The organism is Paenibacillus sp. Marseille-Q4541 (assembly GCF_018310695.1).
Lineage (GTDB): Bacteria > Bacillota > Bacilli > Paenibacillales > Paenibacillaceae > Paenibacillus.
Genome location: NZ_JAGXCY010000004.1, coordinates 272,441 through 285,504 on the forward strand (window position 1 = coordinate 272,441; position 13,064 = coordinate 285,504).

At 42.5% G+C, this 13,064-nt stretch carries 15 protein-coding genes and 1 other annotated feature; of the genes, 8 read left to right on the plus strand and 7 right to left on the minus strand.

What is annotated here, in order from left to right; all coding sequences use genetic code 11:
- Nucleotides 1-80 precede the first annotated feature (80 nt).
- A complete protein-coding gene (locus KFT32_RS07680) occupies nt 81-263 on the plus strand; it encodes a hypothetical protein (RefSeq protein WP_211746553.1) in 183 nt (60 codons plus the stop codon).
- Between the two features lie 3 nt (nt 264-266).
- Here the strand turns inward: KFT32_RS07680 and trpS are convergent, their stop codons facing one another.
- Nucleotides 267-1,247, minus strand: coding sequence for a tryptophan--tRNA ligase (gene trpS, locus KFT32_RS07685; protein ID WP_211746554.1), 981 nt, complete (start codon nt 1,245-1,247; stop codon nt 267-269).
- A 64-nt stretch (nt 1,248-1,311) separates the two neighbouring features.
- Nucleotides 1,312-1,560: a binding site (T-box leader), on the minus strand.
- A 186-nt stretch (nt 1,561-1,746) separates the two neighbouring features.
- Here trpS and KFT32_RS07690 point away from each other — a divergent pair.
- Together KFT32_RS07690 and KFT32_RS07695 are read left to right on the plus strand one after the other, a co-directional pair.
- Complete coding sequence (locus tag KFT32_RS07690; protein WP_211746555.1) at nt 1,747-2,727, plus strand: aldose 1-epimerase; 981 nt, start codon at nt 1,747-1,749, stop codon at nt 2,725-2,727.
- A 184-nt stretch (nt 2,728-2,911) separates the two neighbouring features.
- On the plus strand, nt 2,912-3,124 hold the full coding sequence (locus tag KFT32_RS07695) for an alpha/beta-type small acid-soluble spore protein (protein ID WP_211746556.1): 213 nt from the start codon (nt 2,912-2,914) through the stop codon (nt 3,122-3,124).
- 99 nt (nt 3,125-3,223) lie between these two features.
- Here the strand turns inward: KFT32_RS07695 and KFT32_RS07700 are convergent, their stop codons facing one another.
- Nucleotides 3,224-3,628, minus strand: coding sequence for an O-methyltransferase (locus tag KFT32_RS07700; protein ID WP_211746557.1), 405 nt, complete (start codon nt 3,626-3,628; stop codon nt 3,224-3,226).
- 244 nt (nt 3,629-3,872) lie between these two features.
- The gene (locus KFT32_RS07705) at nt 3,873-5,669 is read right to left on the minus strand and encodes a M3 family oligoendopeptidase (RefSeq protein WP_211746558.1); all 1,797 of its coding nucleotides are present in this window, start codon (nt 5,667-5,669) and stop codon (nt 3,873-3,875) included.
- A 161-nt stretch (nt 5,670-5,830) separates the two neighbouring features.
- On the opposite strand from KFT32_RS07705, the gene KFT32_RS07710 reads away from it, so the two are divergent.
- Both KFT32_RS07710 and KFT32_RS07715 read left to right on the plus strand, forming a co-directional pair.
- Nucleotides 5,831-6,028 carry a YycC family protein gene (locus tag KFT32_RS07710; protein ID WP_211746559.1) on the plus strand — a complete coding sequence of 66 codons (198 nt, stop codon included), beginning with the start codon at nt 5,831-5,833 and terminating at the stop codon, nt 6,026-6,028.
- Nucleotides 6,025-6,258, plus strand: coding sequence for a hypothetical protein (locus tag KFT32_RS07715; RefSeq protein ID WP_211746560.1), 234 nt, complete (start codon nt 6,025-6,027; stop codon nt 6,256-6,258). The genes KFT32_RS07710 and KFT32_RS07715 overlap by 4 nt, the downstream gene beginning before the upstream one ends.
- 61 nt (nt 6,259-6,319) lie before the next feature.
- On the opposite strand, the gene KFT32_RS07720 is transcribed toward KFT32_RS07715, so the two are convergent.
- A complete protein-coding gene (locus tag KFT32_RS07720) occupies nt 6,320-6,700 on the minus strand; it encodes a globin domain-containing protein (protein ID WP_211746561.1) in 381 nt (126 codons plus the stop codon).
- 442 nt (nt 6,701-7,142) lie between these two features.
- On the opposite strand from KFT32_RS07720, the gene ylbJ reads away from it, so the two are divergent.
- Both ylbJ and KFT32_RS07730 read left to right on the plus strand, forming a co-directional pair.
- On the plus strand, nt 7,143-8,369 hold the full coding sequence (gene ylbJ, locus KFT32_RS07725; protein WP_211746562.1) for a sporulation integral membrane protein YlbJ: 1,227 nt from the start codon (nt 7,143-7,145) through the stop codon (nt 8,367-8,369).
- A gap of 91 nt (nt 8,370-8,460) precedes the next feature.
- Nucleotides 8,461-9,267 (plus strand): NAD kinase, encoded by an 807-nt coding sequence (locus KFT32_RS07730; protein ID WP_211746563.1) that lies wholly within the window; start codon nt 8,461-8,463, stop codon nt 9,265-9,267.
- 24 nt (nt 9,268-9,291) lie between these two features.
- Here the strand turns inward: KFT32_RS07730 and KFT32_RS07735 are convergent, their stop codons facing one another.
- Together KFT32_RS07735 and lipA are read right to left on the minus strand one after the other, a co-directional pair.
- Entirely contained in the window at nt 9,292-9,783 is a 492-nt protein-coding gene (locus KFT32_RS07735; protein WP_211746564.1) for a YutD family protein, read from the minus strand.
- 58 nt (nt 9,784-9,841) lie between these two features.
- Nucleotides 9,842-10,729 (minus strand): lipoyl synthase, encoded by an 888-nt coding sequence (gene lipA / locus KFT32_RS07740; RefSeq protein ID WP_211746565.1) that lies wholly within the window; start codon nt 10,727-10,729, stop codon nt 9,842-9,844.
- A gap of 205 nt (nt 10,730-10,934) precedes the next feature.
- Between lipA and KFT32_RS07745 the strand changes: the two genes are divergently transcribed.
- The gene (locus KFT32_RS07745; protein ID WP_249435717.1) at nt 10,935-12,002 is read left to right on the plus strand and encodes a M23 family metallopeptidase; all 1,068 of its coding nucleotides are present in this window, start codon (nt 10,935-10,937) and stop codon (nt 12,000-12,002) included.
- A gap of 92 nt (nt 12,003-12,094) precedes the next feature.
- Here KFT32_RS07745 and yunB read toward each other — a convergent pair whose 3' ends face one another.
- On the minus strand, nt 12,095-12,946 hold the full coding sequence (gene yunB, locus KFT32_RS07750) for a sporulation protein YunB (RefSeq protein ID WP_211746566.1): 852 nt from the start codon (nt 12,944-12,946) through the stop codon (nt 12,095-12,097).
- Between the last annotated feature and the right edge of the window lie 118 nt (nt 12,947-13,064).

The following is a 13,064-nucleotide window of genomic DNA, read 5'->3' on the forward strand; positions in this document are numbered from 1 at the left end:
GCAAGCTTGCAAGATTATTATGGCTCTCTCTCGAAAAGCTATTCTCTTTTTAAAAAAATATTTTTTGGAGGTACTTTCACATGAGTAAAGGTCTGTCTCTTTGGTTTGCCGCTTCTTCTATATTACTTCTTATGGTCACAGCGATCATGCTTACCCACTCACTATGGCTCGCTCTTTTATTTTGTATCTTGTCCATTGGCAACATTGGCTGGGGATTCGTTATTAAAGCGAAACGCAACCGTTCTGGAGCAAACCAGCACTAATTATTATAGAACAAATCCCATACGCTTTTTCACTTCTGAAAGATTAGCTGAAGCGGTGTCTCTCGCCCGTTCTGCAGATTCATTCAGGATACGCATGAGTTCGTCTGATTCACGAATTTCACGGAATCTCTCCTGCATCGGTTCAATTACAGAAAGAACAACTTCCGCAAGTTCCTTTTTGAAAGCGCCGTACATTTGACCTTCATACTGCTTTTCAATCTCTTGCAGGGAGAGACCGGAACATTCGCTGTAAATGCTCATCAAATTACTGATTTCCGGTTTGTTCGCAGGATCGAACCGGACTACACTATCTGAGTCCGTGGTCGCACGGCTAATTTTTTTGCGAATATCTTTTGGAGAATCAAGAAGGGAGATGTAACTTCCTGGATTCGGATTACTCTTACTCATTTTTTTGGATGCGTCATCCAGTGACATGACCCGTGCTCCCACTTTCGGAGTATAAATTTCTGGGATTGTGAAGAATTCACCATATCGATGGTTAAAACGCTGTGCCAAATCTCTCGTAAGTTCAATGTGTTGCTTTTGGTCATCTCCGACCGGGACAAGATCCGCGTTGTAGAGAAGAATATCAGCTGCCATCAGCGAAGGGTATACAAAAAGGCCCGCACCAACCGAATCTTTGCCTTCTGATTTATCTTTAAATTGTGTCATACGTTCAAGTTCACCCATCGCTGTCAATGTAGTCAGCATCCATCCGAGCTCTGCGTGCTGAGGAACATGAGACTGTATGAATACATTTGCTTTACTTGGATCAATTCCCGCCGCGATATATAAGGCAGCTACGTCCTTGGATTGCTCACGTAGTGCAGCTGGATCTTGTGTAACGGTGATCGCATGTAGGTCTACTACAACAAAATTACAGTTATATTCATGCTGTAACTTCACAAAATTTTTCATGGCCCCAATATAGTTACCGAGGGTTAGTTTTCCGCTGGGTTGGATTCCCGAAAATACTGTTTTCATTCTTTATTCCTCCTATTGTTTCCTTCATTCTTTAAACAAAATACAAAAAGGCCCCACATCCCATGCAAGGGACGTGAGACCGTGGTGCCACCCTAATTCGCTGCCAATGTTCTTAATACAAAAAGACAAGGGCAACCTTATATTCCTTAACGCGGAATACTCGTCCTAGCATACTGAAGAAGAATGAACTTCTCGTTAGGCTGGGCTCTCCAGGGTCCATTCAGTCAAAGTACGCAACACCGGTTCACATCAACCACCGGCTTTCTGCAAAGTTGCCATCACTAAGCTTACTTGTCCCTATCAACGATTATTAATTATATTATTGCCTTATCATAATCAGGTTAAAGTTCTAATGTCAACAATGAAATCCGACATCCAAAGATTACATTATTTTCATTTCAAAAATCCACGTGCTTTTCCACCACAAGGACGATTATCTGTTATGATAGACTTACGTGTAACATGCTTAAGATCTTTCGTGGGAAAAGGAGCAAAAAAAATGAAACAAGTGACCAAAGGGCTTTGGAACGGCTATGATACCTATACTTTACACAGCCGTGATCTTGAAGTCACCCTGCTACCCCGCCTCGGTAACAACATTATATCCATTTATGATCGCATTCAAAATCGCGAAGTCGTTCGCAAACCTGACGAACAAGATCTCGCCTTTTACCTTCAGAAACCGTACCACTTTGGAGTTCCGATGCTGATACCACCAGGGCGTATTCACCTGGGTCACTTTGAATATGAAGGTCATGAGTATCAATTTGCTCAAAATTCCGTAAATAATAATCATATTCATGGTCTCCATCGTACTCAGCCTTGGTGTGTAAGTGACATTGAAGAAGATGAAGATGGGTGCACCGTAACAACAGAATGGAAAACAGAAGAAGACGAACTTTGGATGAAACATTTCCCTGTTCCTATGACTTTTTCAATGACGTTTAGACTGCAAGGTTCTACTTTGACACAGCAACTTCGTGTTACTCACCAAGGAGATTATGCAGCCCCATTTGGAATGGGTTATCACACTTGGTTCCTGCTAGATGGTGAGCCAGAACGCTGGAATATTTCACTTCCAGTGAATGGGATTTATCCTATTAACGAAGATTTACTGCCAACAGGTGAGTTTGAGAATCTAGGCACATTATCTAATTTGCCACATGGAATTAATATGGCTGGACAGAATCTGGATACAATTTTCAGATCAAACCGTGAACAAGATACCGCTTATCTACAACGTAATGATGGTTACACCATTAAATATAAAGCGAGTAATGATACTTTTCTGCACTGGGTGTTGTTTACCAAAGGAGAGAGCAGTGATTATCTATGTATCGAACCTTACACTTGGTTACCCGATGCGCCAAATATCGAGAAAGATGCTGAGTTTACCGGCTTAATTCATATGGAGCCAGGTCAGACCGTTGAACTTCTTACTCAGATCGAAATTGTGCAACCTTCTTCGGTAGAAGAATAATATGGTGAAACGAATAGACAGCTGATTCAGCTGTCTATTTTTTGTATCTAAAAAGGCCTTTTTTCGGGAATGAACCTCTATTTACCCCCTCTCTTTTTTCCACTTGTTACCTTCTTCTTTTTTGAGTATATTTTCTCTCTCTAAAACCATACTAAACTCACAAAGGAAAAGGAGGTGACAACACATGGCAGGAAGAAGCTCTAACACCCTTGTCGTTCCTCAAGCAACTGCAGCTCTCCAACAACTGAAAATGGAGGCAGCACAAGAGCTTGGAGTAACAATCCCACAAGATGGTTACTACGGTAACTACACTTCCCGTGAGACTGGTTCTCTCGGAGGTTATATCACAAAACGTCTGGTACAATTGGCTGAACAACAATTGTCTGGTCGTCAATAACGTCGTTATTTTCTCATAAATCTAGCTAGGTTCCAAGAATGGAGCCTAAGCAGGTTAAACAAAGCGGTCTTCTCCTTGGAGAGGACCGCTTTGTTCTTGTTAAGATGGACCTACATTTACATCGGTGTATGTATTCCGTGGATAACGGATCATCAAGCTAGCTAAGTTATAATTGGATTCTAAGGTTGAATCTACAACAATCATTCCATTTCTAACGGCGAAATCATATGTGATCTCCCCATGTGTCCAGTGTCTTTTTAACTTTAATGATTCTAAGGCCATCAGCCGGAAAGAAGATCTCTGGGAGTCAGTAAGTCCGTTTATGGAACTTTCGATCCCTTTTTTCATAGGAACAGGATAATGTCTAATTCCGAATTTACCTATTACATTATTTCGGATTTGTACAAAAACAATTCCTGAATCAAGCCCCGCGAGCTCTTCATCAAGTTCTCTAAAGACAATATCTAATTGTCTAGGTAGAGAAAGTTGATCAATTGAGACCATATACACCATCCATCCTCTTATACTTTTAGCCCATAAACTTAGGGCTTATGACTCAGTATATGACAAATTTTTCTAATATACAACAAAATTAATTCAAATTAGGTAAAATTTACTAACATTTGCGCATATTTTATTGTTTTCCTCTTCATTTTTGTCATAATTCGACACCTAAAACACCTTTTTATTTTCAAATACCTACAAAAAAGAACCCCAGCATCATTGCCGAGGTCCTATATAAATGTTGTTATTTCTGGCTTTCTGTCATACGTAAAAATTGCTCAATATCCGCGATACATAGATCGGCAGCCCCTTGCCAGAATTCTGGTTTCGTTACATCTGTACCAAGATGTTTCTCTGCAAGTTCTTCCACCGTCATACGCCCTGTATCCCGCAATAAGTTGTCATATTTTTCAGCAAAAGTCGCGCCTTCTTTTTGAGCCTGCGCATAAATTCCTGTACTGAACATGAAGCCGAAAGTATAAGGGAAGTTGTAAAAAGGAACGCCCGTAATATAAAAATGAAGTTTAGATGCCCAGAAAGTAGGATGATACGATCCAAGAGAATCACAGAACGCTTCCCGTTGTGCTTCTTCCATGAGTTCAGACAGATCATCTCCACTCAGGAGACCTTCTTTACGTTTCTCATAGAAACGTGTCTCAAATAGGAACCGAGCATGGATATTCATGAAAAAAGCTACCGTATTTTGAATTTTCTCTTCCAGCAAGGCGAGCTTCTCTTTCTCGTCTGCTTCTTTGATCAGGGCATCTGCCACGATTAATTCAGCAAAGGTGGAAGCCGTTTCTGCTACGTTCATTGCATAGCTTTGATTCAGTATTTCCATATCATCCATCACATGTTGGTGGTAACCATGGCCTAGCTCGTGCGCCAGTGTTGATACGTTAGATGCTGTCCCGGCGTATGTCATAAAAATACGTGTCTCTTTACTAACCGGAAGGGAAGTACAGAATCCACCTGGACGTTTACCTGGACGATCTTCCACCTCAATCCAATGTTTGTCAAAGGCCATTTGGGCAAAATCTGCCATACGCGGGCTAAATTTACGGAACTGAGAAACGATACTTTCTGCAGCAGCATCATATGAAATCGTTCCTGCAGATTGTCCAATGGGTGCGGATACATCTGCCCAGGATAAACGTTCTACTCCAAGAAGCTCTGCCTTGCGCTCAAGATACTTTACAAGCACTGGTTTCGCACGGGTAATCACATTCCACATTGCATCCAGCGTGTCCTCAGACATGCGGTTTATGCCAAGCGGCTCTTTGAGTACAGAGTCCCATCCTCTTCTCTCATACAGTTTCAGGCGGAAACCACCTAAGTGGTTAAGGGTATCTGCACAGTAATCTGCAGCATCGCTCCAAGCTTTTTCCCAATTCACGAGCATAGCTTCACGTACTGCACGATCTGGATGTTGCATTTTGTTTGCTGCTTGACCCGCGGACAAATAAGTCGTTTCCCCGTTCTCTTCAAAAGGGACCCGCACCTTACTCACGATCGTATCGTAAAAGTCCCCCCAACCATGATATCCGTCCACAGCAAGATCTAGCGCCAAACTTTCCAATTCAGGGGCCATTTTCTCTTTAGCATTCTGACGGCTCTCATTCATTACAAAGGAAATCGGCTCTACTTCTGCGCGTTTAATCCACTCGGCCCATAGCTTATCTTCCGTTTGTTGCAGCAAGCTATCAAATCGAGTTTTTACATTAGATAATTGAGCGTGTAAAGAAGTAATTTTACCTGTAAGCTGTACCGCTTTTTTATCATCTTGATTTTCCGCTCCAAGACATGATACAAAGGCGGAACCCTCCGACAAACGTCCAATGGTATCCTGAAGCTGTTCAATAATCCCATCGTAAGCATATGTATCTTCGAGTGTTGCAGGAACTTTTGCGTCTGTCACTTCTGCATTTAGGGTTGCAATGTCCTGCTCTAGTTGTTTAAGATAAGCAGCAAAGGTTTCCGATGAGGAGCCTCCGCTAAAAATTGATTCTAAATCCCATGTTTGACGCAGTGTTGTATTCATACATTCGCCACCTCTTCTATTTATTTTAAGAAAAGTCATTGTGAAACAGGTTTGAACAACGAGTGCTCAGGGTGTATAACTAATACTATATCAGAATTTTTGTTAGATGTGATTCCATTCATTACCTTATAACCTATATATCAGATCAGGAGGAAACATAGATGAGACCTTTACAGATCTCCGCCGAGACTGCAGTTACATTATCCAAAAAACTGGGTGTTCCGATTGAGCATCTCATGCATATGCCGCAGCATATTCTCATGCAAAAGCTTGCTGAACTTGCTAAAGAAGAGTCAACTCCAAGTACCGAGGAGAACTCCACTACCAACACAGATAAGGACAAGGATAAGAGCGTATGATACCTTTTGAAAACACCTGGCCCTATGATATTGTAATGGGTGATATTTACGTACAGCAATGTCCGTTTTGTCAGGCAGAGAATGTTCTGCTCCCCTTAAAACCCAAAGAATTGCCTTTAATACACGATGGTAAGAAACATCTGCTTGTCTTTCCATGCTGCAAAAACAAGGTCACCTTGCTCGATAACGATCAGGATTACCTACTTGCCGATCAGCGGCTAAGAGCCTAATTTATAAAAGAAATGCACCGGTGTTTATACCAGTGCATTTTTTCTTATCCCTCGCCGTCGCTCAAGAAGGTGTATTTATAAAATGATATGCAGGACCAGATAATCTTTGAATCGTAAAATCAACCACAGATTCCGGTAGATCCATTTCTTTTAATGCCTCATACATACAGGACAACCACGCCTGAGCCCGCTCTTCTGTGACAGGAAAAGGTAAATGCCTTGCTCTCATCATCGGGTGACCGTTTGCATCAGAATACAAGGACGGACCGCCAAAAAACTGACTCAAAAACATATACTGCTTATCCATAACAGGCGTTATATCCTCTGGGAAGAGCGGAGATAGAAGTTCATTTTTTTGCACCTTTGGATAAAAAGCCTCCACTAGTGCTCTCACACCCTCAGCCCCGCCTAAATTCTCATATAGCGTTTTATTTGCATCCATTTTCTCGCCTTCTTTCTCAAGCTGAAGTTACCGCTATAGTATAACAAAAAAAGACAAGAGCTCCTACCTTTCTAGGACTCTTGTCTTACTTCAGCTATTCTTACATTTTGGTCTATACTTTCACTTATCCATTAATAACTGCGCCAGTCTTCTTCACCCGGATGGGTATGAGCTTCCCGCATCACATACACAATAGCGCAGACGAGCACCCCTGCAATTACTCCCATCATGACACCACTCCATCCATCAAATTTTAGAAACTAGGCGTTTCAAAAAAGGACTTTTGATCTATTTCTTTATTTACTATTTATATTAGCATAGATTTCCTTAAATTACAGCTTTTTTGGAAACGCTTACTTATTTTTTTGTCCTGTTTGTCCACTTGGGCTCATATATTATCAACATCAAGCGAACGCTTCTAAAAAGGGGAGAACGGTTGCATATGAAACGTCTAGCCTTACCTCTAATGATCACCTTCGGTCTGATTAGTATATGCATTTTAATGGTGATTTATCCTGTATCCGTATGGAATTCCGGTGTTCGCGGACTATCCATTTGGTGGGAAGTACTATTCCCTTCCTTATTTCCTTTCTTTGTTATATCTGAACTTTTGCTCGGTCTGGGTATTGTTCATTTTATGGGCACCCTCCTGCATCCATTTATGCGACCCGTATTTCGTATTCCAGGAACCGGTGGTTTTGTGGCTGCCATTAGTTATGCTTCAGGATATCCTGTGGGTGCTAAACTGACAGCCAAGTTGTGGGAACAAAAACAGATTACACGGGAAGAAGGGGAACGCCTCGTTGCCTTTACAACGACGTCTGATCCTATTTTTCTAATCGGTGCAGTCTCAGTTGGTTTCTTTCAACTGCCTGCCGTAGCAGGAATACTGGCAATCGCTCATTACGGAGCAGGACTCATTGTAGGACTCATGATGCGTTTTCATGGTAAGAAGAAGCACCAAGACACCGAAACGGAGGTATTGCATACTGAAGGTAATCGCTTAAAAAATGCATTTTTTGCAATGCACCGCGCACGTGAGGAAGATGGTCGTTCCTTAGGACAACTTGTCCAGCAAGCCATTAGCTCTTCTTTACAGCTCATGATTGTTGTCGGCGGCCTTGTCGTCTTTTTTTCTGTCATTCTTGAATTATTTACGCAGGCAGGATTCATGACCGGAATGTATACCAGCCTTGAACAAGTCCTTCATTTTTTCGGATTACCTAAAGAATTGTCTCAGTCTCTGGTCGGAGGGTTATTTGAAGTTACGCTCGGCGCGCGCTATGCCGGAACTCTAGAAGGGGTGCCACTTATGTATAAAGTCGCTGCTGCTGCATGTATTCTTTCATGGGGTGGTCTATCTGTTCATGCGCAGGTTGTGAGCATTTTGAACTCCACCCCTATTCGGTACCTCCCTTTTATGTTGGCAAGAGCGGTTCACGCTTTGCTCGCAGCAGGAATTGTTTTCTTATGCTGGAATCCAATTATGAAAAGTCAGAGCTCGATGCAGCTATCTGACCCTTCGGATCTTGCTTCTCTCCCCCTGACCGGACTACAACTGATCCCATTACAACTGGCACTCGCCTTAGTCTTCATCGTATTTTTGGTTCTGGTGACTACTACCTATGTATGGATTCGGCGTTATATTGCTACAGGACCTCGTAGCTAAAGGAAAGATGAACATGATCTGTTGCTGCGATTGTTTTCTGTCCTAAAATTGGATATCATCAAGATATACCCATTACAAAGGAGCTTTCATCTTGAGATATTATGTTCAGGACAGAGGAGACTCTTTATCTATGGATTTGGCTGAACAGTTTCACAGGCTTGCAGAAGAGCAAGGTTTTGTACTCGATGCCAAATCACCTGAGATCGTTGTGTCTATTGGCGGCGATGGAACGATGCTTCAAGCTTTTCATACGTTTATAGACCGTATTCCAGATATTGCTTTTGTCGGCGTCCATACGGGCCATCTCGGTTTCTACGCAGATTGGAAGGCTGATGAACTTCATGAGCTCATTAGACTTATGAGCAGTGGTCTAGATGCCAACCAGCAATTGCAGCCACGAATTGTAGAGTACCCGCTAGTAGACCTTGAGATTCACCGAAAGTCAGGTGTAACCTCTATGGTTGCCCTGAATGAGTTCACCCTCAAAGGTGTCGATGGTACTGTTGTAGCACAAGTCGATATTAATGACATTACTTTTGAAATGTTTCGTGGTGATGGAATTTGTGTATCCACTCCTTCCGGTAGTACGGCCTACAACAAAGCTTTAGGCGGCGCAATGGTTCATCCTACAATAGAAGCGATGCAAATTGCTGAAATCGCCTCAATTAACAATCGGGTTTATCGTACCCTCGGTTCACCCATAGTACTACCTAAGCACCATCATTGTGATATATTTTCTAGAAAGTCTCAACGATTGCTACTTACCATTGATCATGTCAATATGACCATTGATGATCTTATATCTGTAAGGTGTCAAGTTTCCAGACAGAAAGTAAGTTTTGCAAGATATCGCCCTTACCCATTCTGGGATCGGGTCCGTACAGCCTTTCTAGATTAAAAAACAACAAAAAGCGGCTCCTCTTCAGGATCCGCTTTTTGTTATGGTATCTTCTTTTTCTTTATTCTCCCTAGAAGGCTTGCGTTCTCTAGGTTCTCTAGGTTCTCTAGCTTCTTTAGGCTCTTTAGCCTCTTTTACTTCTTTTGATTCTTTTGGTTCTTTTACTTCTTTCGGTTCTTTTAGTTCCTTTGGCTGAGAAGAATCGCTGGATTCTTTCTCTTTAGAATCTTTCGATTCTTTTTGCTCCTTCTGCTTATGAAGCACAAAATACGCACAACCAAAGTTACAATATTCATTAATATAATCAACCATTCCCGTAATCGATGTATCTTTATTCGCCTTCGGGTGGTTCTCTCGGTAAAATCCTTTAAGTCTCAGCTGATTATAGCCCCAATCCCCAATAATGTAATCATATCGTTCAAGGACATCGCTATACCGATCACGAAAGGCTTCCGGATTCCAACCGTTTCTATAGTCCTGCAAGACTTCATAAGTTTTGCCGCTGATCTGAATCAAACCCGTCTTCCTTCCCTTCTATCCGAACCGCCTCTTCTGTATCAAAGGCTTATACCTACTATACTACATAATTTGAATTCGCGGCAGACTTTACTTGCTCATGTGCGTGATATGAACTTCTTACCATCGGTCCAGACTCAACATGGCTGAATCCATGCGCAAGGCCTTCCTCTTTAAGCTTCGCAAATTCTTCAGGTGTTACATACCTTTGAACATACAAATGTTTGTTCGAAGGCTGTAGATACTGACCAATTGTCATGATATTACAATCCACTGCTCTCAGATCATCCATCGTTTGAAGAATCTCTTCCCACTCTTCCCCAAGACCAAGCATAATACTGGATTTAGTTGGAATACCCGGTTGCATTTCTTTCGCTCTTTGTAACAGCTCCAGGGATCGCTCGTATTTTGCTTTGGCGCGAACTTGGTCAGACAAACGTTCTACCGTTTCAATATTATGGTTTAAAATATCCGGTTTAGCATCCATTACAATTTGTAATGCTTCCTTATTGCCCATAAAGTCGGGAATCAGTACCTCTACACTGCATAAGGGCAACTTTCTACGAATGGCTTTAATGGTTTCTGCAAAGATAGATGCTCCTCCATCCTTGAGATCATCCCTCGCCACACTCGTTACTACACAGTGCTGCAAATTCATTTGTTCTGCAGCTTCTGCAACACGCTCTGGTTCTTTTAAATCAAGTTCTGTAGGTAACCCGGTATTTACTGCGCAGAACCGGCAGGCTCTCGTACATATATCTCCAAGAATCATAAAGGTTGCTGTGCGGTTCGCCCAGCATTCATAAATATTAGGACAACGTGCTTCCTCGCAGACGGTATGAAGCGTTTTGGAGCGCATCATCGTTTTAATTTCTTGATAATGTTCGCCTGCGGTCAATTTAATCTTAATCCACTCTGGTTTAGGTTCTTTCACTTTGCTTCCCAAGGAAGTACCTTCTTTCTTTATCGAGTTGTATTAGGAAATTCGCACGGACACATTATAACACGTTTGTCATGGAAATAACCTCCATTTCTTATCATTTCTTCTTCCAATACACGATTCTTTTTTTATAGAGAGGGATAAAAAAGAGGCTGTTGTGTGAATCTAAATATAACTTAGAGCTGAAACGAAGAAAGGAGGAGGATCTCGCTTGATACGGATACACAAAAAACGAAAATGGCGCATTCTGTGCTTGAAAGTAACACTTACACTTTCTTTCTTTGCCTCTCTTGCACCGGTTACTGCGCTGGCTGAAGAGAAACCAGTCAATCCGCCGAGTGCACAGGATATCTATAGAGAGCGCAGAACCTTATATGACCAAATTAGTGCCGTAAGTGGTGTTCCCTGGTATTATCTCGCAGCTATTGATCAGTACGAACGAACGATGACAACAGCTCATCCCAAGGACCGGGCACACGAAGATCGACTGACTGGCGTGTTTTTTGAGCCCCGTCGCTGGACAGGAATTCTGAATCCGGATCAACAGGATAAAGATCCTATATCTATTGCGCTCTTTGGAGGGCTTGGTCTTGATGGAACCGGCGATCAGATGGCAGACCCCGAAAACAATGTGGATGTACTCTTCACTATGGCTCATGTTGCTTCCAAATATGGATTATCTGCAGATGACATCGGTATCTCATTGTGGAACTATTACGAGAACACAAGAGCCGTGCAGCGAATTCAGCAGTTTGCAAGAATTTACAAACATTTTGATAAACTTGATCTAACCCAACATGCTTTCCCTTTACCCCTTGGCACCGTTTACTCTTATCGCAGCACTTGGGGAACAAGTCGCAGCTGGGGAGGCCGACGAATTCATGAAGGGACAGATCTTTTTGCTCCTCATGGTCTGACTGTAAGAAGTTCCTGCTATGGAATTATTGAGATCAAAGGCTGGAATCCTTTTGGAGGATGGCGTGTAGGGATTAGGGACTTAGATAACCACTATCACTACTATGCACATCTATCGGGTTTCGATAAGGGCGTGCATGTAGGCAGTCTTGTTACACCCGGACAAACAATCGGTTGGGTAGGAAGCTCCGGCTATGGTAAACCGGGAACTCAGGGTAAATTCCCTCCTCATTTACATTACGGAATTTATCGGGATACCGGCCTTACAGAATGGTCTTTTGACCCCTATCCTTCTTTAAAGCATTGGGAGAATGAAGAACGTAAAGCTTTAAAATCTAAAAAGAAAAAGAACACTTCATCGTAGTTATTTCAAATGACTTGTACGGTAGACCCCTGTTTGATGGTGGTCCTCTGTACAAGTCATTTTTCTACGAATCAGGTTCTCTACACACATTCTCACTCATTTCCTGTAGGCAAAAGAGGTGCTGGCTCTTCAAGGTATAGATTACTGCCTCCATCTTCCTTCGGTACGGTTGTACCCACATCGGGTGTCGTTACTCCTGTATTAGGTGATCCTGTTCCAGAAGGTACAGATGGAAGGGCGATGTTCGGTGCACTTGCACCATTCTCTCCCACAGGACGCCCTTGATTATCGTAATAATACATAGGCACATCCCCTACAACAAGCAGATAAGAGATCGGCAATTCCGTATCCACTACTTCCGGTTCCATATCGAGTGGGACGACTACTGCAACCTCGGCAATGATATGAATGTACACCTCTACTAAAATCATATTGATCCCTGCGTTTTGCTGCCTAGTGCTGAGATCTACTTTTACAGCCCCTTGCGGCTCAATACGAATGGGCACTTGGGGTCCAAAAGAAGATAATAACGGACTACCCAGTGCTTGCCCGAGTGGAATATGGTCCTTGAATGCTTTCATGTCTTGCAAAGTTGACTGAACGACAGACAAGGCATTCGAAGTAATCCTCATGTGCTCATCATAGTTCAGTATAAAACCGCTGATTTTTCCCTTACTATCGGTTTTCCACTCAATTAAATCATTAGATGGGTTCCCTCCAGCAATTTGACTCGTTATCGCTTTGTTAATCGCTTCTGTAGCCAGCTGCTTGACCCGAATCTTGGCAAGATGCATAATAGGCGGCTTCAGATTTCGCTCCATGTACGCAGCTGTTTGCACTGTCAAAATCACAACGACAAGCACGATGATAAGGGCCCACTTTTTCCAATGCCCCCCCGTTTTCGGACGCTGTTTTTTTCTCCACCTTGATCGTTTGAATGCCATGCTTCGCATTCCTCCCTTGAGAGAGGTTCCTTTTTTACTGTATGCAGCCTGACCCAGAAAAAGAAGATCAAGCCTCAAGTCATCCAGGTTCGAATGCTATATACAAAAAAAGAGAACT

Excerpts from the sequence above, each read along its gene's own strand:
- KFT32_RS07680 (WP_211746553.1), top strand. The coding sequence starts at position 81 with ATGAGTAAAGGTCTGTCTCTTTGGTTTGCCGCTTCTTCTATATTACTT.
- trpS (WP_211746554.1), bottom strand. The coding sequence starts at position 1,247 with ATGAAAACAGTATTTTCGGGAATCCAACCCAGCGGAAAACTAACCCTC.
- KFT32_RS07690 (WP_211746555.1), top strand. The coding sequence starts at position 1,747 with ATGAAACAAGTGACCAAAGGGCTTTGGAACGGCTATGATACCTATACT.
- KFT32_RS07695 (WP_211746556.1), top strand. The coding sequence starts at position 2,912 with ATGGCAGGAAGAAGCTCTAACACCCTTGTCGTTCCTCAAGCAACTGCA.
- KFT32_RS07700 (WP_211746557.1), bottom strand. The coding sequence starts at position 3,628 with ATGGTCTCAATTGATCAACTTTCTCTACCTAGACAATTAGATATTGTC.
- KFT32_RS07705 (WP_211746558.1), bottom strand. The coding sequence starts at position 5,669 with ATGAATACAACACTGCGTCAAACATGGGATTTAGAATCAATTTTTAGC.
- KFT32_RS07710 (WP_211746559.1), top strand. The coding sequence starts at position 5,831 with ATGAGACCTTTACAGATCTCCGCCGAGACTGCAGTTACATTATCCAAA.
- KFT32_RS07715 (WP_211746560.1), top strand. The coding sequence starts at position 6,025 with ATGATACCTTTTGAAAACACCTGGCCCTATGATATTGTAATGGGTGAT.
- KFT32_RS07720 (WP_211746561.1), bottom strand. The coding sequence starts at position 6,700 with ATGGATGCAAATAAAACGCTATATGAGAATTTAGGCGGGGCTGAGGGT.
- ylbJ (WP_211746562.1), top strand. The coding sequence starts at position 7,143 with ATGAAACGTCTAGCCTTACCTCTAATGATCACCTTCGGTCTGATTAGT.
- yunB (WP_211746566.1), bottom strand. The coding sequence starts at position 12,946 with ATGGCATTCAAACGATCAAGGTGGAGAAAAAAACAGCGTCCGAAAACG.